This is a genomic window from Vibrio azureus, assembly GCF_002849855.1.
Classification (GTDB): Bacteria; Pseudomonadota; Gammaproteobacteria; order Enterobacterales; family Vibrionaceae; genus Vibrio; species Vibrio azureus.
This window is the reverse complement of the sequence record NZ_CP018616.1, coordinates 777,396-798,827: the sequence shown is the minus strand read 5'-3', so window position 1 is coordinate 798,827 and position 21,432 is coordinate 777,396. Positions and strand designations below refer to the sequence as shown.

Genomic DNA, 21,432 nt, shown 5'->3' with positions numbered 1-21,432 from the left:
ACTTTTTGCTTTTAAATGATACCCTACTATGTATAGGCATAACACCAAGGAAAGAATATGGCGCTTTATCACTTTGACTTCACTCTGCGGCCCACAACCAAAAGTAGGCCATTTTTTACAAAGCATGTCAGCGTTATCGGCATTTTTATCACTTTATTTAGCTTTTTTGTTCATTCGGCCTCAGAAAATCAACTTAATGAGATAAAAATGGCAGCAGAACAACACATTCTTAGCACTGTCGAACAACCTCTTGGGGGCAGCTTATCTGTCAATGCCGCCGACATTGACTCGCGAATAAAAGCGACAGATTGCCCTGAAGGGTTGGTGACCTCAGCCTCTTCGACCAGTAGTACAAGAAGTAATATCAATGTACTAGTGGAATGTCCAGCGGATAATTGGAAAGTCTACGTACCGGTTCGGATCTCAGCCTCTGTTCCCATGCTCGTCGCAACACGTCAATTGGCAAGAGGAGATATAATTCAGTCCTCCGATGTCGAGATGTCCATGATTGAACTGCAGCGATTCCGCAAAGATGGCTTCAGTAAGGATACCCAAGTAATAGGAGCGAAATTAAAGCGTAACGTGCGTTTAGGAGACGTCGTTGAACGTAATGATGTCTGCGTAGTTTGTCGTAATGAAAAAGTGACGATTAAGGCCACAAAAGGTGGAATGACCATCACCACGCAAGGCACAGCACTGCAAGACGGTTCAAGTGGTGAGCAAGTAAGGGTGAAAAATGATAAATCACAACGTATAATAGAAGGAACTGTGACAAACATTGCAGAAATAACCATCACATTCTAAAATGTAGAGCTAAACTTGACCTCCAGCCAGTAGAAGCGAAAGAAACAAAAAAAACACTAAAGTTATTTTTTGAGCGGTCGATAGCCTTGATACTAGGATTACAATCTTCAATTTAAGGTAATAATATGGCAGGAATAGACAACATACGTTCAGGACAAGCCATGACGACAAACAGTCGTACTCCTGCACGTAGTGAGCCAAGAGCAAGTGACACAAGCGAGCCAAAAACGTCGCATGTTCAACAAGACTCTGTCTCTTTGAGTCAACAAGGTAAAGCGGTAAGTAAACTGCAGCAAGATATGTCGGCCGCGCCCGCTTTTGATCAAGCGAAAGTCGCCGCGATTAAAGCTGCCATTGCAAACGGCTCATACAAGGTTGACCCAGATAAGTTGGCTGACAATATGATTAAGTTTGAAAGCGAATTTCAAAGTAAAAACACACTGAGCTAATGTAACCTATGGCTGCTCTCATTGATCTTGTGAACTTCCAACTCGAAAATGCGAAAGCACTTTCTGCCGTACTGCGTCAAGAAACGCAGGCGATCAGTGCTCGTGCCTCTATCGAGATAGAGAAAATCGCACAAGAAAAAATGCGACTTATTGAGCAACTTGGAAATACCGATCAACGCATCGCCTCTCACCCGCATCTCAAGCAGCTCACTGAAGATGAAGATTTAAGTCAGTTGGTCACACAAATTCAATCGATTATTCTTGAATGCCAGAATATCAACCAAATTAATGGTGAGTCACTTAACCGTGCTCAATCCAGCTTTAACAAACTGAACAATATGCTTCAGCACTCCCATGGAAAAGTCGGCATGACCTACAACGCTGGCGGTAAAACCCATACCATATCTACGTTAGGAACAAATATTAAAGCCTAGCGCGTTACCCTCTTCTCCTCCCACTCACTCATTCGCTTTTTCTACCTGAGTAACCTAAAAGCACTTTTATATCTGTACCCAAGTAGCCTCAGATGCTCAGCGACTGATAGAACCCAAGATCATCAGATAAAAGATCAAAATAAAAAAGCGGTGAAGGGAGAAGTAAAAATAGAGGTGAATAGAAAGGTACAAACAAAAACGACTGATTATGTTCAACCAGTCGCTCTGCTGAGAATCGTTGTTCTTAAGCCTACTTACTTTGGGCACACTGGCTTAAGTAAATGGCTTAGGTAAAGTTAGAACATCGTTTGCTGGCGCTTTTCAGGTACTTGCTGAACTTCACCATAATCACGCAGCTTATCCATTTTACGGATATCTAAGCGAAGCTCGGTCACATAGCTATCTTCAACCAAATAGCTGCGTACCACTTCCGCACCACGGATGACACCATCAACCTCACCTCGAGTATTCTCAACACCCAGACGCTGATCTTCAAGTTCCGCTCGTCCACTGATACGCATACCATACACTTGTTCAGCAAGCTCACGATAAGCATCAATTTTAGAAGCACGCATCGCTCTTACACGTTTATCCTCTAACGTGCGTCCCGCTTGCTCACTTACACTGGCGTAACCCACAGCAACCAGAATTTCATCTTGGCGCATCTGCTGTAAAGGCTGACAGCCGACTAAAATGAACGTTGCGATACAAAATAATAATTTCTTCATGCTTATTTCCTAGGGACGAAGGATGACTGTATAAGGTTGACGAATCGTTGGATCAGAACGGATAAGCACGCCATCTTGGGTGCGAATGCTATTTAATGTATCGATATCACGGCCAATACGATCCGCTGGCAAAAAACCTTGCGCCGTTGCCACAACGATGCGACTTTGCATACCAACAATCCTTGCATTGATCAGGACGCCGCCTTCTTGGCGTAACATGGTCCCCGTCAATACGTATTGAATTTCTTGTTCTCTGGCCAACTCTTGCCAATCACGACTCAATGCAAAATCACCTTGCTGCGTCACTTGAATTGAACCTGTAGTTTTAAAATCCACTACTTTAAAACCACGACGCTGGAACTGATGAATAAATCCCTCTCCGACAGAGTTACCTAGCCAGTTTGTCGCATCAAAGTTTTGTAAGTCAACAAAAGAGGTAATGGCAAGCGGCGTGCGTGAGGAAACAGCCACATTAGATACCATCAATTCTTCCGTCATGCTTTCAATAAAAAAGTCCATGGTATGGCGTGGGCTATCCATTAACATAAACTCACTTCCAGCATAAGGTTCTTTACCATTATATATCGGTGAGTAGGCACACGCCGATAATAGCGCTATCATCGATACAGCAACAAGCCATCTTTTCACGGTTTGATTCTCCAGATAATCAGAGGTGTGGCTCTTCTCACAAGATTGCATGGATTATGTCATCTTGGAACAGTCCTTGCTTTTCTTATTATCTATGCAATAAGCAAAAGCTCACCAAACTTTACTGGTATTGGTAAAGCAATATTTATACCCAAATGGTTACAAATGATGAAAAAAGTATTTTCTGCTCTGATATCAAGCATTTTTATATTCATGCTACCTTTAAAAACCATGGCTTCTTGGTATGAAGTCAAAGGAGAGGCAACGATTGTGGCTTCAGACAAGGCAGCAAGGCTACATGCATTAGAGGATGCCCTATTCAAGGCCGTCAATTTCTCAGGGGCGGACATTGGCAGCATCAGTAATTTGATGCCTTTTTTAGAAGAGAAACGAAAAGAATATCAGTTTACTGATCATGAAGTACGCTACATCGTAGTAGACTCGCAACGCAAACGCGGCGGCAAAATGATCGTCAAGATCCGCGTGGATATTTATCCGTCGGCAACAGGTTGCCACGTCAACCAGTACAAAAAAACCATGCTGATCGGCAATATCGATATTGCCGCCCCTCAACAAGCTGTTATGGGGCAAATTTATAAGCTGGGTGATGATTTTAGCCGTGTATTAAACCGTCAAATCGACGAGACTTCTCGCAGTTTTGTCTCCGTGGGCACGACCGATTACTCAATCAGTAAGCAATATCCAGAACGAACGACGATGATTGCACAAGACAACAATGCCCAGTATATCATTGGTGGTCAGATTACGGATTTAACCGCTACTGTAGACGCTAAACTGATAAAAAAGGATGTCATCAACCGTCAATTCGCACTTGAGATGAAAGTCTATGACGGTAAAACCGGCCACGAGCTCTTTGATAAAAACTACCGCGAAGTGGCCAAATGGCCTTTTGCTAAAACCAGCCAAGTCGATACGCGCAGTGCTCGATTTTGGGCATCAACCTATGGCGAAATGTTACTCAGAGTGAGTCGTAACATCATGCTGGACCTTGAATCAGAGCTATCCTGTAAAGTGACCCTTCCAGAAATCGTCGCGGTCTTTGGTAACAAGGTCACCATGAATCTTGGCCGCTTACACGGCGTGAAAGAAGGAGACCAATTGCAATTATGGCACACGGCATCGTTCATTGATCAAAGTGGTCTACCGCGTAATAAAGTCTCACAAAGTGATATCACTTTAACCGTCTCTCGCTTATACGAGAATGAAGCAGAGTTAACCATCGATCAACCTAGCCTTGCATCAAGTGTTCAAATTGGTGATGTCATGAACAAGATTATAAAATAATATCGTTAAACTCTTGTATTAATAGATGGTTTTTATACTATAGAGACATGCCCTCATGGCACAGCTGGATAGCGCAGTCCCCTCCTAAGGGACAGGTCGTAGGTTCGAATCCTACTGAGGGCGCCATATTATTGGGTGAAGCAAAATCAGTCTGCTCACCCATCTTCCTTCCGAAACAAAACCCCATTCAACTCAAAACATTATCAAAAAAAACACCCACTAAAGCAAAACATCCACTGGAACAAGAAATTCCCCAGTGCTGAGCAAGCTCGAGACCCGATACTCAAGACTTACCAGAATCAAGGAACATCGAAATCAGATCGTTATTATCCATGCTCTCTCCATTGAGTAGTCGAGCTAGCACTTCACTACCAAGTAACTGTGGTGAGAGTAAGACATCTGGCTGTACTCTTTTTATCTTGTTCATGTTTTTGCTGTCATTAACGATCACAACCGTTTTTGCCTTGGCGTTGATTTCTTTCGCAGACAAAACAATAAACGCATTATCCGCATCCGCATCTGTTAAAGCGAGTATCGCCTTACAATTTTCAAGCCCCGCCTTTTTGAGCACTGATGTATCACAGCTATCACCCGAAATAATGTCATATTTTCCTTCCAAACTCTGCTCGATCTGCTGAAATTCATCATTAGGACGGATAGTTATAATCGTAATTGGTAAACCCCGCTCCCTTAGACGAAGGACGGTATTCATTGCCATGGCAGAGGTTCCACAAATAATAAAGTGATCTTTTCGTTCCACTGTTTTTTTATCTCCTTCAATTAAGCGCCCAAAGCTCTTGTTAATCAACGGCCCAAAAACGTTACTCAGTGCTGTAGCAAACACCGCAATCCCCGCCGTGATCATAGAAATACAAAACAACCGAGCAGAATCACTAACAGGCAGAATGTCGCCGTAACCCACCGTAGTCATCGTCACTAGAGAAAAATAAAATGCGGTGGTCATTGTGTCGATTTTAGGTTTAAAGCCCTCACCAAAATATAAACTGCCATAGGTCGAATAAATGATCAGAATAATAATACTGATAAAAGCGACAATGCTGCCTGCCGTAGCGCTGCTGTGATGAAAGCTCTTACGGAAGATAACCATAAACGCTAAGGTCGCTAAACCTAGGTAAAAATTGACATGTAAACTGGGGAAATATTGGGCAGTAAACACCAAATAGACCACCAGCAAGATGCAACTCATTCCCCAAGCAACTCGGGCTTTAAAGAACAAGCCAATACAATTGAGTAACTGAAATACACCCAATAAAAACCAAGGCAGATTTTTGACAGCTTCGAAATCAACTGTCGAAATATTGTTGACAAGATAGATAACGTCGAAAGGTTTATTATTACCGAAAACCGCTTCAAAAATGAGCAAGCTATTAAGTAAAACCATCAGGGATGCAATAACATACCCATAGGTTTTCCAGACATGACTTATCCAACAGACACATTGCTTACATTTAGGCAAATTGTTCACCGAAACACTGATATCAATCGATAGAAATAGCCTTGATTTCCAAAGTATAATGGCTCAGAAACCAAGGCATAAGGGTGACTCATCATAAAATGAGTAGAGCGTTTTTATTACTGTGCAACAACAGTATTAAACACATTCCACCCCATTTGATTGGCAATAGATTTGATCATTAATTGCCCTCTTACACTGTTACCTGCCGCATCCAGTGGTGGGGAAAACGCCGCAAGTGCACCGACATTTGGGATGACAGAGACTAACCCACCACCGACACCGCTTTTACTCGGCAATCCGACTTCAAAGCCCCAATCTCCACTTTGCTCGTATAAACCCTCGGTCATCATTTGAGATAAAACCCCGGCAACAAGGTTGTGTTTAATGACTTTCTCGGTGGTAACAGGGTTAACCCCACCGTTCGCCAAGCATGCGCCCACTGTGGCCAGTTCAATACAGTTAAACAGGGTTGAACATTGTCGGGTATACACATCACAAGCTTCTAGTGGATCGGAATACATACACTGCGAGGCTTGCAACAGTAAAGCAATCGCTTTGTTATGTGTATTCGTCTCCTGCTCAGACTGATTTACCTGCGTAGATAATTCAATATCACTCCCCGCCATCATCGATTGCATCGTAAGAATTTGATGCCATCGGTCTTCGCTATCAGAGGCGTTAATCATGCTCACCGTTGCCATCGCTCCCGCATTCACCAGAGGGCTCAATGGCTTACCATTATGAAGTTCTAATGCCATCACTGAGTTAAAAGGTAATCCGGTTGCATCTGCTCCTATTTTCTCTCGCAGATCTTCGCTTCCATGTTGATTCAGAGCCAAAGCTAGGGTGATGATTTTAGAAATCGATTCTATTGCAAACTTATAATCGGCATCACCAAACGAAATAACTTCTCCGCTCACCGACACAAAACATAACCCAGCTAACTCTGCCGGAACTTGAGCCAAACAAGGAATATAGGAGGCATTGTCCCCATCATCGACAGCTTTATACTGCTCAAAAGCATTTTCCATCACATTGTGTAATGTCTGATTCATCGTCGCCCCCACTACGCTTTACTGTCTGCCAATTGATGGACATGCACATCAGAGTGATTAATCACACCAGGATGCGTATTTTCTAGCTCCCAAGTAAATGGCGCAAAATCCGTCTCTTGAGGATCCTTCCAGTAAGGTTTGCGCGCTCGGAAGATTAAAAACGGAATCGCAACAAAAATTACAGCAAGAACAACCAAAATTGAGACAAACAAGGTTGGACTACCGACCGCAACTTGAGCAGGAGGAATAAAGGAGAATAAGAAGGCTGTTAACGCACCAACAAAACCTAATCCACCCACAAACCACATCCCAAGGTGACCGCCAGGAATTTTATAGGTACGTGGTCGATTAGGTTGGCTGTAACGCAAATAAATCGCAGCAGAAAACATCAATAGATACATGATGAGATAAAGGATAACGGTCAATTGACTTAAGATTTGATAGGCCGCTTGAACCGACGGTAACACCACAAATATCACGGAAAGGAAGGTGACGATCACTGCCTGAGCCAGCATGATATGTGTTGCCATTCCCTTGCTATTGGTATGTTGCCAAAACCTTGGTAAGTAACCCCCTTTTGCCACCACTAATAATGCACTTGATGGCCCCGCTACCCAACTCACAACACCAGCAAGTACACCAAACGCTAAACACACCGCAATGATTGGGGATGCCCAGCCAATACCTGCCCAAACAAACATTTGTTTATAGGCCACTAAGAGGCCTTGGGTAAGACTGATGTCTTTTTGAGGAACCACAAATGCAATCGCCAGGGTCCCTAATACAAAGATCGCAACGGTCCCAATAGAGGAAATACCAATCGCAATCGGATAATTTCTGCCGGGATTTTTGACCTCTTTAACATGGATGGCATTCATTTCCATCCCTGCATAAAACAGAAAGATACTGGCGGCAAGAACCACGTTATTAAAGTTTGAAAAATCAGGGATCAATTCATCCCAACCCAGCTCAACTTGAGGAGTGTTACCAGAAAGAAGGTAAGAAAAGCCAAGAATGATAAGAACAACCCCAGGGATAATCGTGCCAATTAAGCCCCCCCATTTTGCCACTTTGGCAAAAGCTTCTGTCCCTTTTAAGCCGACGAAGGTTGCAAACCAATAAATGGCTAATACAATCGCTAAGACAAAAAATTTGTTCTCCGACAGTGCTTGATCCCAGCTCTGGTCTGGTCCGATATAAGCCAATGATACCGCACCAAAGGTCAAGACCGTTGGAAACCAAACCGTCACTTCAATCCACAATAAGAATACCGCCAAGAAGGCTAATCGAGGTCCAAAAGCCTCACCAACCCAACGAAAAACGCCTCCTTTTTCAGACCACCCGGTTGCAAGCTCAGCGGCGACAAGAGAAACTGGCACTAGAAAAACAATCGCCGCAAAGATGTAGTAGAAGATGGAGCTTAATCCATACTCCGCTTCTGCGGGCAATCCCCTCAGGCTGACAACAGCAACGATATTAAGCATTGCTAACGCAAAAATGCTTATCCCCTTATTGTTTGATTTATCGACAGATTTCATCACAATTCCCTATCATTTGATTTTGCAAAATCAGTGTAGATTGAAAATTGTACTTTTGAGAAAAATCCGCACAAATAAATCTTATTCAGTAACAACCAGCAAGTTGAAGTGCCATCTCTCCATATCTATAAAGTTATCTATGTAGCCAATTATCAACACTCTAAATCAAGGACCTTGAGGCCGCTTGGGTATATAATTAGATAGTACAAGAGCAAGAGTTTCAAAAGATGAATAGATATTGGAATATTTTATCCATAAAAAATAGACATAAAGTAAAACAAGATGTACAAAAACTTCATCACCTAAATAACTTTGCAAGCATTGCAATTGCACTAGTTCTAAGATCAGGAAAGTCTGCTTGGATATCCAGCTCTCCTAAAGTTGCTCTTCATACAGAAGTCACAGGGCTAAGCCGAGGAGACTTATTATTATCCCCTTCCTTTATTAATGGTAAGGATACTACACAGGCTGACGATGTAATTGAAATAGATGAAATTCAGAAGAACATCAATCATATTCTTGAGGGGAATGGAATTTATCGATGTTATAATATCATTTGATGATTTGATGATTTGATGATTTGATGATTTGATGATTTGATGATTTGATGATTTGATGATTTGATGATTTGATGATTTGATGATTGTAGTATAATCATTAGTTATAATACAAAAAATAAAATAACAGATATTAAATCCATTTATGAGGAAACTAAGGATGAAGTCCTATTATTCTCTATGAATTTCATCAATTATTTTATAAATAATTACATTTCAAAGCTGCTAGAGTTAAAAGTAACACGTTTTTACTCCGACTATAAATATAGAAATAGTATTCTAAAAAATAGAAATTCAAACCATGCTGTCAGTTTACGACTTAAATCAAACAAAAAGTGCCCTTGAACTGGAATAAGTAAACTTTTCGTCATTTAACTCTCATTGATAATTGCTAGTAAACAAAAAGGGGTGACCAAACGGCCACCCCATATACTCAAGTTTTCTTGAGGTTACTTAGGTTCATTATATCTATCCCAAGCTTTATACCAATACCCACCAGCACCCGGAGAATATAGACTAGGAAGTTGGTTACACAGTTCTTCAGCCTTACATATGTAGAGCATATCAGTTGTTTCAGCGTAAATAACTTGATCTAGTTGCCAGTCTGACTCTCCATCCATAACTTCACGTGCACTGTAATGAGGGTAACCATGGTCACCTCCATTATCTAGATTTGATAAATCAGGAACAAATACCGCTTTCATGGTTTTTTCGTCTGGAACACCCTCGATGAATCCACATGTTTTCTGATTATTATTTTCTAAATATACGCCGCCAGCGTCATAATCATTCTCAGTTTCTTCTGAAGCACAAAGACCTCTCTCGTCGATATCCCAATCATTATAATCACCTTTGCCATCAAAATAACTGTGAGTTTTAAAACTAGCAACTGTCTTATGTTCATCAGACGACATATCTTTAATTGTCCAACTCGTATTAACATCGCCAATACCGTCGAGTTCATCCCTAAATTTCCCACTACAGAACTCACCGGTCTCACCACTTGGAATAACGACGACGTCAAGTTTAGAGTCTGAAGATCTCCAGTCATGAACAGATTGGTTGAAGTATACCAAAAGGTCTCTGTTGACCGGCTGTTCAATCTTCACACATTCAATTTGTTGTACTGTGCCCCAACTGGTTTTAGTATCTTTGTCAATATTATTTTCAGATGCGTGTGCAACGTTTGCGATTAAAGACGCAAGTACAATATATTTCAATTTCAATTTCAATTTCTCTCAGTTAAACAATTAATTTTAATATATAAATAAAAATCAAAACGTCATAAAAATGAAAATCCATTTACTTCTTAAAGTAAAATTACTTAAGGTTGAATAACTAGTCTTGATGTGAAACATAATCACATAACTTTAAATAAAAAAACAAATCAACAATTAAAACTATCTTGGATCACTTCTCAAATTTAGCCAATTAAAATTAAATAAATGCAATCAAGCGGATAGTAATAACCCAATCACTAATTTAGATAAAGATAAAGATAAAGATAAAGATAAATTAATATCACCTAATGAAGATCCATAATGGAGATTATCCCCAAAAAAATACATAAATAAAAAATTATATATACCCAAGTAACCTCAAGATACTACGTTCAGCGAGATCGCCTTAGCTCTCAGGCGCGGCAACGATTCGAAGATATAGTGGCTCTACATTGAGAATCGTTAACAAAGTCTGAGAGTTAGGGTCACTTGGATATATTCGGAATTCAATCAATGAGGCCACTCTGGATCAAGCTCGTTACCGTCACTTAAAGATAGGAGTAAAGAAAACAGCACAGCACAACACAACATTTCGACATTCTTAGGTATACAAATTGAAGTTTTATACTTTAATTATGGATGAGTTTTACTTACCATCACAAAATGACAAAATTGTTAACAAAACCTATGTCTAAGAGCAATTTAATCACAAACACTGGCCATCGTTTTATCTCGAAGGGAAAAACGGCATTTAAAATTCATATCCATACTCCTGACGATACGGTATTGCACCGCTCTGTCGGATATGTCCGTATCGGTGAAGAAAAAGGGCTCAAGAAAGCCATTCAGCTTCGCAACGAATTGGGCAAAGATATGTGGGGTAAGTTTTGGCCTAGACTATTGAAAGACCCGTTTCTAATGACTCGCCTTCCACATAGTGTTGAACCGAAGATCGTCCATAAGCCAAACCCAACGTTGGAGAATCCGGAAAATCGAGATGCTTGTTATATCGCTAAATGGCGTGAGTTTGACGAGCATGGAGAGTACAAATACAAGACGATCGTACGCTCAATCAATAAGTACGGTAAGTTGGCTGCTTACATGCAAACGAAAAAAGCATTACTCGAAGCACATAAAGACAATCTAGAGCTATTGAGTTTTATGGGACGCCTACAGAGTATTGACCTCAAGTAACATGCAAAAAAACCGCAAGACTAACGAGGCCAGTCTTGCGGTTTTCTATACTGTTCGCTTTAAATCTAACAGCAGTTAGGCGTTAGCTTCACGCTCAGCGATAAATTCAAGCGCCATCTTGATACGAGCAATACAACGCTCTTTACCAATCAGTTCCATCACGGCATCAACAGAAGGAGACTGACCGCCACCAGTTACCGCTACGCGTAATGGCATGCCGATTTTGCCCATACCAATATCTAGCTCTTCACAAACAGCAGCAATCACACCGGATTTAATGTTTTCGGTCGTCCACTCTGTGAGTGCTTCTGCTTTAGCAAGCGCAAGTTCTAGAGGCTCTTTTGCGACACCACGCAAGTGTTTTTTCGCTGCGCCTGCTTCAAACTCTGCAAAATCTTCGTAGAAGTAACGAATTTGCTCAGCCAGTTCAACCAGCGTATTACAACGTTCACCCACCAGCTTAATCACTTCTGTAATAGCAGGACCACTTGTAACGTCTAGCTGCTGCTGCTCTAAGTGCCATTGAAGATGTTCCGCAACATACGCTGGATCTGAGCTCTTGATATAATGGTTGTTCAACCACTGTAGCTTATCGGTGTTGAATGCTGATGCAGACTTCGATACTGCATTTAGGCTGAACAGGTCGATCATCTCTTGCTCAGAGAAAATCTCTTGGTCACCATGAGACCAACCAAGACGAACTAAGTAGTTATTTAATGCTGCTGGCAGGTAACCCATATCGCGGTATTGCATTACCGACACTGCACCGTGGCGTTTAGATAGTTTTGCACCATCATCACCTAGGATCATTGCACAGTGAGCAAACGTAGGGACTGGAGCGCCTAACGCTTCGTAGATGTTGATCTGACGTGGGGTGTTATTGATGTGGTCTTCACCACGCACAACATGCGTAATACCCATATCCCAGTCATCAACCACAACACAGAAGTTGTACGTTGGCGAGCCGTCAGTACGGCGAATGATTAAATCATCCATTTGTGTGTTGCTAATTTCGATACGACCACGAATTTGGTCATCAAATACAACGCTGCCTTCTTTTGGGTTACGGAAACGAATCACACATGGGTCACCCTCTTGTGCCGCTTCGTTAGCCGCTTTAATTTTTGGATGATTCGCATCATAACGCGGCATTTCTTTGTTGGCTTCTTGCTCTGCACGCACTTCATCTAATAGCTCTTTAGACGCGTAACATTTGTAAGCTTTGTCTTCTGCCAACAGTTTCTCAACCATCTCGTTGTAGCGTTCAAAACGTTGGGTCTGGTAATAAGGGCCTTCATTCCACTCTAAACCTAACCATTTCATTCCTTCTAGGATCGCATCAACGGCTTCCTGAGAGTTACGCTCAAGGTCAGTATCTTCGATACGTAGAACGAATTCACCACCTTGGTTTTTAGCATATAGCCAAGAGTAAAGTGCAGTTCTTGCACCACCAACATGTAGGTAGCCAGTTGGGCTAGGAGCAAAACGAGTTTTAACCGTCATGTGAGTTCCTTAGGGTAATGAGTAACGAGAGAGCTCTCGCGGTAATGTTCAGGATAAAATTGGCGTCATTCTAACATCGTAAGTTAATACTACAATCGCTTTGACAGCAAAATACCTCGATGTCATCAAATCAAGCTATGCTCATTCAGTCTATACCCAAGTGACTTCAAGATGCTTGATTCAGAGCGAGGTTACTTGGGTATATTGGTTAAGCATCACGAATAAGACACTTGACCTTCCCCTAGAGGGAAGGTTTAAAGTCGATCCATCAACTTTACTGAGGATAAATTATGCATCAATTCGTTGTGCCCATGTCCGGCCTTAGCTGCATGGGATGTGTGAAAAAGCTTGAAAAGACACTGCGCTCCAAACACACGATCGAGATAATCGATGCCTCACCGACCCGGCTTGAACTCAAAACCGATGCCACCTTATTGGACATTGCCCAAACCATTTCATCTCTGGGTTATCAAGCAGGCTACCACTATCAATTTCAATTAAGTGGCCTCAGTTGCCAACACTGCGTCCGCAAACTAACGTCGCTACTTAACACACAACAAGGCATCATCGACTTTCGGTTATCGACCTCACAACTTAACATTACCACCTTATTATCCGCTCAACAGGTGATCGAACTCGTCAGCTCGCTTGGCTACCACGCCACGCTGACTCAGGCGCCTGAGTCAGAAGATTCATTATCACTCAGTTCTGGGTTAGCGCACCCTACCAGTGTATCAACAGAGGAACCCGCCTCTTCAAGTTGCATTTCTTCTGCCTCAACCCCCACTTCTGCGTCAATGTCGGACTCCTCAGAAAACGTTGTCTCAACCAATAACAACGTTCAATTGCATTTATTAATTCAAGGGATGACCTGTGCCAGTTGTGTTTCCTCCGTGGAAAGTGCATTACTCAGTGTCACTAACGTTGAAAAAGCACAAGTGAACCTAGCAGAACAAAGTGCTCTGGTCGAAGTGAGTCAAGACGATGAAAGACTAGAAAAATCTCTCATTGCTGCTGTTAGCCAAGCGGGCTATCACGCTGAAGTACTTCAAGATGCTGCAACTCAACAAGAGAAGCAAATACAACAGCAAAAAATCCAGCAACAACGTTTTAAAAAGGATGCGCTTGCAGGTCTCCTCGTTGGAGCCCCTCTCATGCTGTGGGGTATTTTGGGAGGCAATATGATGGTGAAAAACGTCAATGACCAAATAGCTTGGGGGCTGATTGGTTTGCTCTGTTTACTTTTGCTGGCTACTGCAGGTCGCTTTTTCTTTGCAAACGCATGGCTAGCTGCCACCCATAAACGAGCCACCATGGATACGCTTGTCGCATTAGGGACAGGTACGGCTTGGTTTTATTCAATGCTTGTGGTGCTCTTCCCTCAATGGTTTCCTGAGCCTTCGCGCCACGTTTACTTTGAAGCCAGTGCAATGATCATCGGATTAATCTCACTGGGTCACTTTATCGAAGCCAAAGCAAAAGCCAATACGACGCGTTCATTGCAAGCACTGATTAACCTCCAACCTCAACAGGCAACGTTGGTCTCCTCTCAAGGCGATCAAGTGATCGATGTAGACAAAATCACCCTTGGCATGACATTACGCATTAAGCCCGGAGAAAAAATCCCCGTTGATGGCAGAGTCATGCAGGGAGAATCGTATCTGGATGAATCCATGCTCACGGGCGAGCCCATTCCAGTATTAAAAAAACTCGGGGATCCCGTCTCCGCTGGCACCATGAATACGGATGGTAGCCTGATCATTGAAGCAACAGGCGTTGGAGCAGACACCATGCTAGCTCGCATTATTCGTATGGTTAGAAGCGCTCAGAGCAGCAAACCTGCCATTGCCAAATTGGCGGATCAGATCTCAGCGGTGTTTGTGCCTGTTGTGGTCGGCATCGCGATTTTTTCCGCTCTAATTTGGTATTTTGTCGGACCAGAGCCCAAAGCGAGTTACATGCTGGTCGTCGCCACCACGGTACTTATCATTGCCTGCCCTTGTGCACTGGGCTTAGCGACCCCGTTATCGGTCACTGTTGGTATTGGTAAGGCCGCTGAACTTGGCATTCTGATAAAAGACGCGGATGCACTCCAACTCGCTAGTAAAGCGGATGTGGTTGTGTTTGATAAAACCGGCACTCTGACACAAGGCAAACCAAATGTTCAAGACGTCTTTGTTCATAACACCAGTAAAGAAAGCCTTTTATCTCTCGCTTATGCTGCAGAGCGTCAATCAGAGCATCCGCTAGCCAAAGCCATATGCGATTATGCTCAAAACCAAAATACCCCTAATATTCAGTTGGAGTCTTTCGAAAACCTACGAGGCCAGGGCATTCAAGCCACTTACCAATCACAGCATCTTCATATTGGTTCGCTGCAATTTATGCAAACTCAAGCAATTGATCTTACACCAATGAATCAAGTGATTGACGACTGCGCGCACAACGCTTGGACACCCGTTGCTGTCGCCTTAGATAACCAGCTTATTGGTCTTATCGCCATTGCCGATCCAATCAGGCCAGACGCAAAGCAGGCGATCAGCGCTTTGCAAGAACAAGGCATCCTTACTGTGATGCTCACGGGTGATAACCAACACGTCGCACACGCAATCGGGCAAGAGCTTGGCGTGGATAATATTGTCGCGCAGGTGTTACCTGATGAGAAAGCAAAACATGTTCAATCATTGCAAGCAAAAGGGCATGTCGTTGCAATGATAGGCGATGGAATTAATGATGCCCCAGCCCTTGCCATCGCCGATCTCGGAATCGCAATGGGCAGTGGGAGCGACGTCGCTATTGAAAGCGCCCAAATGACGATCTTAAATACTTCTCCAATGGCAGCGGTACATTCGATTCAACTCTCGAGAGCAACACTCAGAAATATGAAAGAAAATTTGCTTGGCGCCTTTATTTATAATGCTTTAGGCATTCCGATTGCAGCTGGTATACTGTATCCATTTTTTGGCTTTTTACTTAGTCCAGTCGTAGCAGGCGCGGCAATGGCCTTATCATCCATTACGGTGGTCAGTAATGCCAACAGGCTGCGACGATTTCGAGTAAGTTAAAACCTATTGATTGTTCGAGGATCTTATGAAGTTCAAAACATTTTGTTTCACTGCACTGATGTCGATGTCAGTAAATGCCTTCACTATTGATGTCGTTAACCACAAATCCCCATATTGTGGCTGTTGTGGTGATTGGAGTAAATACATGGAAGCCAATGGTTTCAAAGTCACGGAAAAGTTGCACGACAACATGAACGCTGTCAAAAGCCGATTAGGGTTAAACAATCAAAATTTATACTCTTGTCACACGGCTGAAATCGATGGTTATGTGTTTGAAGGCCATGTTCCAGCTGAAGACATTAAAGCTTTTTTAGATAATCCGCCTAAAGGGGCAAAAGGCCTAACGGTACCCGGTATGCCAATCGGTTCTCCGGGTATGGAACACGGTGATAAAAAAGATCGCTATGTGGTCTATGCCTTTAATGAAGCAGGTCAAACCTTCGAGTTTAGAGTTCACGAAGGCAATCAATAATTCTCAGAAAACTATAATTAAGAAAGCAAAAAAACAAAACCCCCTCACACAATAGGAGGGGGTTTAATATCAGAGCTTATCGATAAAAGCACTCACACGATTATTTCACGCTGGTCACGCGACTTACTTTCTCACCAGAAGATGAGACCGAGCGGATAAACACTTTACCCTGTACATTTGGACGAGCATTGTCTGAATAAGTCAGCCAATTTTTACCGTCTAGAGAGTACTGAAGCGTCGCACCTGGGAATTGAACGTTCATCGCCAGTTTGCCGTTTTCAACTTTCGCACCCGGGACTGGTAAACGGTAGTCAATGCCCGACTTTTCAAGTTTAGCCAGTTCACGTTGGCCAAGCACGTTTGCAAAGCGGTTGTAATCTTGGTTTAGTGCTGCTTTGTTGACTAGATTAGAGTTTTGCGAGTACTCAACCCCAACTTTGTAGTCGTTTTCCCAATCTGCACGGTGCCATGCACGCTCAGCAGCGGCGAGTACGCGAGGGAAGACCATATATTCATATTGCTCGTCATTACGTACTGTTTCAGACCAAAGCTGTGCTGATAAACCATAGAAAGGTTTCGCTTCGATTTCACCTTTACCGGTAAAACCATTGCCATCACGGTCTACAGATGTCTCAGCGTTTTGCGGCATGTTTTCTGGTGCAAAGCCGAACATCTTACGCGTATCAGTAGCACGTGTTGCCCAGTAGTAACCACGTTCTTTCGGGTCAACTTCATATGGCATGTCCATGTACACGTAGTCTGGGTTAGAAATGATCACTTCATAACCTTTCTTAGCCCAATCGTATACTGATGAAGTTCCACCCCAGTAAAGTACATCCCAGAAGTTTACACGCGTCTTATCTGTCGCAAATGCTTTTTCACCTTCACTGTACTTCAAGCCGTCTTGCCATGCTTGGAAGTTTGGAATGCCTTTCTCTGCCACAATCTTAGACACTTCTTCTGCGAAATGGCTTGGTAGGTGAGCAAAGTCACTTACTGTTCCATCGTCTATCAAAGTCTGACATTGTGGAGACTGTGCAAATGGCTTGTCTTGCTTAGACAAATCAATGGTACCTTTCCAGTCTGCTTTTTCTGCAGCATTGATATCTTGGAAACCAGCGCCTAACTTGATATTTTTCGCTTCATCGCCACCAAAGTGCCAAGTCGATAGAGGAGCGCCCGCTTCTTTATGCATGGCAGCCACTTCTGAGATAACTTTATCTACGAAACGAGCTGATGACTCCATACATGGGTTAATAAAGCTTTGCTTGTCGTAGAACTGAACAGTCGTTACGTTTGATGTATCTTCTGGATCCATCAGACGGTATTCATTTGCTTCTGTTTCTTTGCCTTCTGCCATCAAGCGGTCGTAACGCGCTTCCATTGATACCACGGCCGCTCGAGCGTGAGCTGGCATGTCAATTTCAGGAATGATTTCGATGTTACGTGCTTTAGCGTACTTAACGATATCGACGTAATCTTCTCTGCTAAAGTGACCAGAGCCAAAGTTATCTGTTGTGGCGCCAGAACCTAGTTGAGGTAATAAACAGCTTTTCTCTTCAGTATCAAAACAACGCTTAGCACCGATGTCTGTCAGCTCTGGAAGGCCAGGGATTTCTAAACGCCAACCTTCATCATCAGTCAGATGCAGATGAAGTTTATTCATTTTGTACGCTGCCATTTGGTCTAACGTAGCAAGCATTGCCTCTTTTGAGTGGAAGTTACGCGCCACATCGACCATGACACCACGGTAATCAAAACGAGGTGCGTCCTTGATTGTCAGTTGTGGCAATGTGTCTATATTGTTGGTATCGACTAAACCAAAGATGGATTGTACAGCATAGAAAGCACCCGCTTGGTCAAAGGCTTTGATCGAAACGCCATTGTCTTTAATGATCATTTCGTAAGCACCAGATTTGGCCATATCGCCTTTAAAGCTTGCTGGCGAAATTTGAACGCTGACAGGTACATCACCTTTTACGTCTACACCAATCACTTCTGCGCGATCTTCAAGAGCGGCAAATTGAGCAGCATCGAACGCATCTTTAGGTAATGCAAGACCTGACGCAATATTCATCTTGCCTTTCCCTGCTTCAACAAATATTGGTGTTGGCAGTAAAGTCGTTGAAACATCTTGCTTCTCTAAATCTTGGTTTTTCTCAAAACGAGATACCGCATTAGCAAAAACATTATTGTCATCTGGAGTGCGTTTTAGGTTGTTACCTTCTAGGCCTTTAACAAATGATGCAACATCTTCAGTATTTAAAGAAGCAATCATCTTTGGTTCTGCATCTGGTGCGGCAATGAAAGCACCAGGCATGAAATCAGTTTCGAATAATTGCCAGTATTCAGCAACCAAAGGAAGTACCATCTCTTCCCCTGCGGCAAAACCATCAAATTTGTCTGTCGGTTCTAACTTATGTAGGTCACCCGTTACGCGAGAAACTTTGAACTGCTCATTATCTACGTCCAGAATAAGACGGATACTATGGAAGTAAATCGCCCAATCTTTTGAGTCAACTGCCTCACCTTGGTTGACAAGGGTCATGTTTACTTTATTACACGATGCCCATTCAGCGCCCATATCTTGACAAGCAAGGCCTTCATTAGCGCCGTGATTCGTCACCACTTCGTATTGAATATCAAGGTTATCGGCAAGAGTATCGACTACTTGCTGCTGTGAGTTTTGTAGTGAAGTGCAACCTGCTAATGTCGCAAGAATAGAAACAGCAATCAAACTAGGTTTAAACATTTTACTTTTCCTAAAAAGTCAGGGGTGTAACCGCAACTGGATGAAAAATACGCATCGAAAACGCGATGCGCTTAACAATTGCCCCTACAATACAACCCATTAATTCTAGCCGTAAAATTATTAAAAATAAGGAGTGACCCACTTCAAATTCCACTAACAAGACAGGAAACAAAAACCAATAAAAACAAAAATTTAAAAACAACGTTAAAATCGGAAATATTTTTTTGACGAGTTTATTGTGACAAAAATCACATAAAGGACACCATTTATAAGGGTTTTATAAGATTTAGATCACGTGAAAATGTGCACTGAGTTTTATCATATCTCAAGTGATGCACACTTTCGTGAATCAGATCCCAGTTCTACTTTGCCAAAACTTTCTCATACTTTTTAAAATGACGATTTTGACGAGGTATGTTATACCCAAGTAACCTCAAGATGCTTGGGTATATAGATAAATGATGAACTTCCAGAGGCTCAGATAGATATGCTACGAATTTCAAACTTCATGTCTTTTTTCATACTATGCCTAATTACTATACAGGCGTATGCACAACCCCAGCATTGGCTTGCTAAAAAGGGCCAAACTGAACTGATGATCATCGGCTCGATTCATGTGGGTGACCGGAGTATGTATCCGCTCCCTACTGCCGTCACTACTTTCCTGAAAAACAGTGATGGTCTCATCGTAGAAGCCGATATAAGAGATGCAAACAATATTACTCCCCCACAACCACGATTATTGGCTCGACAGGTTTTAGATAAAAAGCAACGTGCACACCTTAAAGCCATTGCAAGCGAATTTGGCCTAAACGAGGAAAATTTGCTTGATTCCCCACCTTGGTCTGCGGCACTAACCATTGAGGTATTGCTAGTGAATAAGCTGGGCTATCAATCTGAACATGGCATCGACATGCATTTAATCAAGCTTGCTGAGCAAAATGATGTCCCGCTCCTTCCTTTAGAAACAGTCCAATTCCAGTTAGATCTTATTGCTAACCAACATGATGGAGGCAAAGAGCTATTACTTGCCTCAATGGAGGACTTTAGAAATGGACAAAACTTAGTGAAATGCTTAATAAACAGCTGGAAGAATGGCGATTTAAAGACCATCGAGAATATCACCCAACATCAAGAGAGCAGCGATGAGTTTAATGATGCTTTCCTTTACGCACGCAATCGAGACTGGGCAAACAAAATCGATTCAGGGCAAATATTTTCCAAAAAAGATGGCCACTATACCTTGGTCGTGGGCAGCCTACATTTAATTGGCAAAGACAACCTTATTGATTTACTTAAGCAACGAGGCTTTCACGTTCAGCCCCTAGGTGAAACGGTTCCTACTGTATGTGATACATAACAAAGATTGAGCTTACAAACGCGACTTTACTCAACCCCAAAACGACGAAAGCCTGCTGTGTAAGCAGGCTTTCTTAATGTGGTCGGTGAAGAGCCATATTCTAACATCAGGCGAACCCCATCTATGGTCATCAAACGTGACTTTACTAAGCCCCAAAACGACGAAAGCCTGCTATATAAGCAGGCTCTCTTAATGTGGTCGGTGAAGAGCCATATTCTAACATCAGGCGAACCCCATCTATGGTCATCAAACGTGACTTTACTAAGCCCCAAAACGACGAAAGCCTGCTATATAAGCAGGCTTTCTTAATGTGGTCGGTGAAGAGCCATATTCTAACATCAGGCGAACCCCATCTATGGTCATCAAACGTGACTTTACTAGGCCCCAAAACGACGAAAGCCTGCTGTGTAAGCAGGCTTTCTTAATGTGGTCGGTGAAGAGCCATATTCTAACATCAGGCGAACCCCATCTATGGTCATCAAACGTGACTTTACTAAGCCCCAAAACGACGAAAGCCTGCTGTATAAGCAGGCTTTCTAAATGTGGTCGGTGAAGAGCCATATTCTAACATCAGGCGAACCCCATCTATGGTCACCAAACGTGACTTTACTAATTCCCAAAACGACGAAAGCCTGCTGTGTAAGCAGGCTCTCTTAATGTGGTCGGTGAAGAGCCATATTCTAACATCAGGCGAACCCCATCTATGGTTACCAAACGTGACTTTACTAAGCTCCAAAACGACGAAAGCCTGCTATGTAAGCAGGCTTTCTTAATGTGGTCGGTGAAGAGCCATATTCTAACATCAGGCGAACCCCATCTATGGCCGTTAAACGCTACTTTGCCAAGCCCTAAAACGACGAAAGCCTGCTAC

At 42.7% G+C, this 21,432-nt stretch carries 17 protein-coding genes and 1 tRNA gene; 10 read left to right on the top strand and 8 right to left on the bottom strand.

Going from position 1 to position 21,432, the window contains the following annotated elements; genetic code table 11:
- Positions 1-57 precede the first annotated feature (57 nt).
- From flgA to BS333_RS03860, 3 genes are all read left to right on the top strand, one after another.
- The gene (flgA, locus tag BS333_RS03870; RefSeq protein ID WP_021711542.1) at positions 58-804 is read left to right on the top strand and encodes a flagellar basal body P-ring formation chaperone FlgA; all 747 of its coding nucleotides are present in this window, start codon (positions 58-60) and stop codon (positions 802-804) included.
- Between the two features lie 125 nt (positions 805-929).
- Positions 930-1,253 (top strand): flagellar biosynthesis anti-sigma factor FlgM, encoded by a 324-nt coding sequence (flgM, locus tag BS333_RS03865; RefSeq protein ID WP_033004450.1) that lies wholly within the window; start codon positions 930-932, stop codon positions 1,251-1,253.
- An 8-nt stretch (positions 1,254-1,261) separates the two neighbouring features.
- Positions 1,262-1,687 (top strand): flagella synthesis protein FlgN, encoded by a 426-nt coding sequence (locus BS333_RS03860; protein WP_021711540.1) that lies wholly within the window; start codon positions 1,262-1,264, stop codon positions 1,685-1,687.
- Between the two features lie 296 nt (positions 1,688-1,983).
- Here the strand turns inward: BS333_RS03860 and flgP are convergent, their stop codons facing one another.
- Together flgP and BS333_RS03850 are read right to left on the bottom strand one after the other, a co-directional pair.
- Positions 1,984-2,415, bottom strand: a complete 432-nt coding sequence (gene flgP, locus BS333_RS03855; RefSeq protein WP_021711539.1) for a flagellar assembly lipoprotein FlgP — start codon at positions 2,413-2,415, stop codon at positions 1,984-1,986.
- Positions 2,416-2,424: 9 nt separating this feature from the next.
- Positions 2,425-3,063: a FlgO family outer membrane protein gene (locus tag BS333_RS03850; protein WP_033004453.1), complete on the bottom strand. Its 639-nt coding sequence runs from the start codon at positions 3,061-3,063 to the stop codon at positions 2,425-2,427.
- Positions 3,064-3,231: 168 nt separating this feature from the next.
- On the opposite strand from BS333_RS03850, the gene BS333_RS03845 reads away from it, so the two are divergent.
- Positions 3,232-4,368 carry a flagellar assembly protein FlgT gene (locus tag BS333_RS03845; RefSeq protein ID WP_033004449.1) on the top strand — a complete coding sequence of 379 codons (1,137 nt, stop codon included), beginning with the start codon at positions 3,232-3,234 and terminating at the stop codon, positions 4,366-4,368.
- Positions 4,369-4,417: 49 nt separating this feature from the next.
- Positions 4,418-4,494: transfer RNA gene (locus BS333_RS03840), tRNA-Arg, on the top strand.
- A gap of 157 nt (positions 4,495-4,651) precedes the next feature.
- Here the strand turns inward: BS333_RS03840 and kch are convergent.
- The 3 genes from kch to gadC all read right to left on the bottom strand — a co-directional run bounded on the left by kch (position 4,652) and on the right by gadC (position 8,438).
- Positions 4,652-5,845, bottom strand: a complete 1,194-nt coding sequence (gene kch / locus BS333_RS03835) for a voltage-gated potassium channel protein (protein ID WP_033004452.1) — start codon at positions 5,843-5,845, stop codon at positions 4,652-4,654.
- Positions 5,846-5,961: 116 nt separating this feature from the next.
- A complete protein-coding gene (glsA, locus tag BS333_RS03830; protein WP_021711535.1) occupies positions 5,962-6,900 on the bottom strand; it encodes a glutaminase A in 939 nt (312 codons plus the stop codon).
- A gap of 11 nt (positions 6,901-6,911) precedes the next feature.
- The gene (gene gadC / locus BS333_RS03825; RefSeq protein WP_021711534.1) at positions 6,912-8,438 is read right to left on the bottom strand and encodes a glutamine/gamma-aminobutyrate antiporter GadC; all 1,527 of its coding nucleotides are present in this window, start codon (positions 8,436-8,438) and stop codon (positions 6,912-6,914) included.
- A 227-nt stretch (positions 8,439-8,665) separates the two neighbouring features.
- Between gadC and BS333_RS03820 the strand changes: the two genes are divergently transcribed.
- Positions 8,666-8,998, top strand: coding sequence for a hypothetical protein (locus BS333_RS03820; protein ID WP_021711533.1), 333 nt, complete (start codon positions 8,666-8,668; stop codon positions 8,996-8,998).
- 446 nt (positions 8,999-9,444) lie between these two features.
- On the opposite strand, the gene BS333_RS03815 is transcribed toward BS333_RS03820, so the two are convergent.
- Positions 9,445-10,215 (bottom strand): hypothetical protein, encoded by a 771-nt coding sequence (locus tag BS333_RS03815; RefSeq protein WP_152428755.1) that lies wholly within the window; start codon positions 10,213-10,215, stop codon positions 9,445-9,447.
- A 687-nt stretch (positions 10,216-10,902) separates the two neighbouring features.
- On the opposite strand from BS333_RS03815, the gene BS333_RS03810 reads away from it, so the two are divergent.
- The gene (locus BS333_RS03810; RefSeq protein ID WP_033004448.1) at positions 10,903-11,409 is read left to right on the top strand and encodes a hypothetical protein; all 507 of its coding nucleotides are present in this window, start codon (positions 10,903-10,905) and stop codon (positions 11,407-11,409) included.
- Between the two features lie 75 nt (positions 11,410-11,484).
- Here the strand turns inward: BS333_RS03810 and gltX are convergent, their stop codons facing one another.
- Positions 11,485-12,912: a glutamate--tRNA ligase gene (gene gltX / locus BS333_RS03805; RefSeq protein WP_021711530.1), complete on the bottom strand. Its 1,428-nt coding sequence runs from the start codon at positions 12,910-12,912 to the stop codon at positions 11,485-11,487.
- A gap of 290 nt (positions 12,913-13,202) precedes the next feature.
- Between gltX and BS333_RS03800 the strand changes: the two genes are divergently transcribed.
- Positions 13,203-15,977 (top strand): heavy metal translocating P-type ATPase, encoded by a 2,775-nt coding sequence (locus tag BS333_RS03800; protein ID WP_021711529.1) that lies wholly within the window; start codon positions 13,203-13,205, stop codon positions 15,975-15,977.
- Positions 15,978-16,002: 25 nt separating this feature from the next.
- Positions 16,003-16,449: a DUF411 domain-containing protein gene (locus tag BS333_RS03795; RefSeq protein ID WP_021711528.1), complete on the top strand. Its 447-nt coding sequence runs from the start codon at positions 16,003-16,005 to the stop codon at positions 16,447-16,449.
- 100 nt (positions 16,450-16,549) lie between these two features.
- Here BS333_RS03795 and BS333_RS03790 read toward each other — a convergent pair whose 3' ends face one another.
- Positions 16,550-19,201 (bottom strand): beta-N-acetylhexosaminidase, encoded by a 2,652-nt coding sequence (locus BS333_RS03790; protein ID WP_021711527.1) that lies wholly within the window; start codon positions 19,199-19,201, stop codon positions 16,550-16,552.
- A 487-nt stretch (positions 19,202-19,688) separates the two neighbouring features.
- Between BS333_RS03790 and BS333_RS03785 the strand changes: the two genes are divergently transcribed.
- A complete protein-coding gene (locus BS333_RS03785; RefSeq protein ID WP_033004447.1) occupies positions 19,689-20,561 on the top strand; it encodes a TraB/GumN family protein in 873 nt (290 codons plus the stop codon).
- The last annotated feature ends 871 nt before the right edge of the window (positions 20,562-21,432 follow it).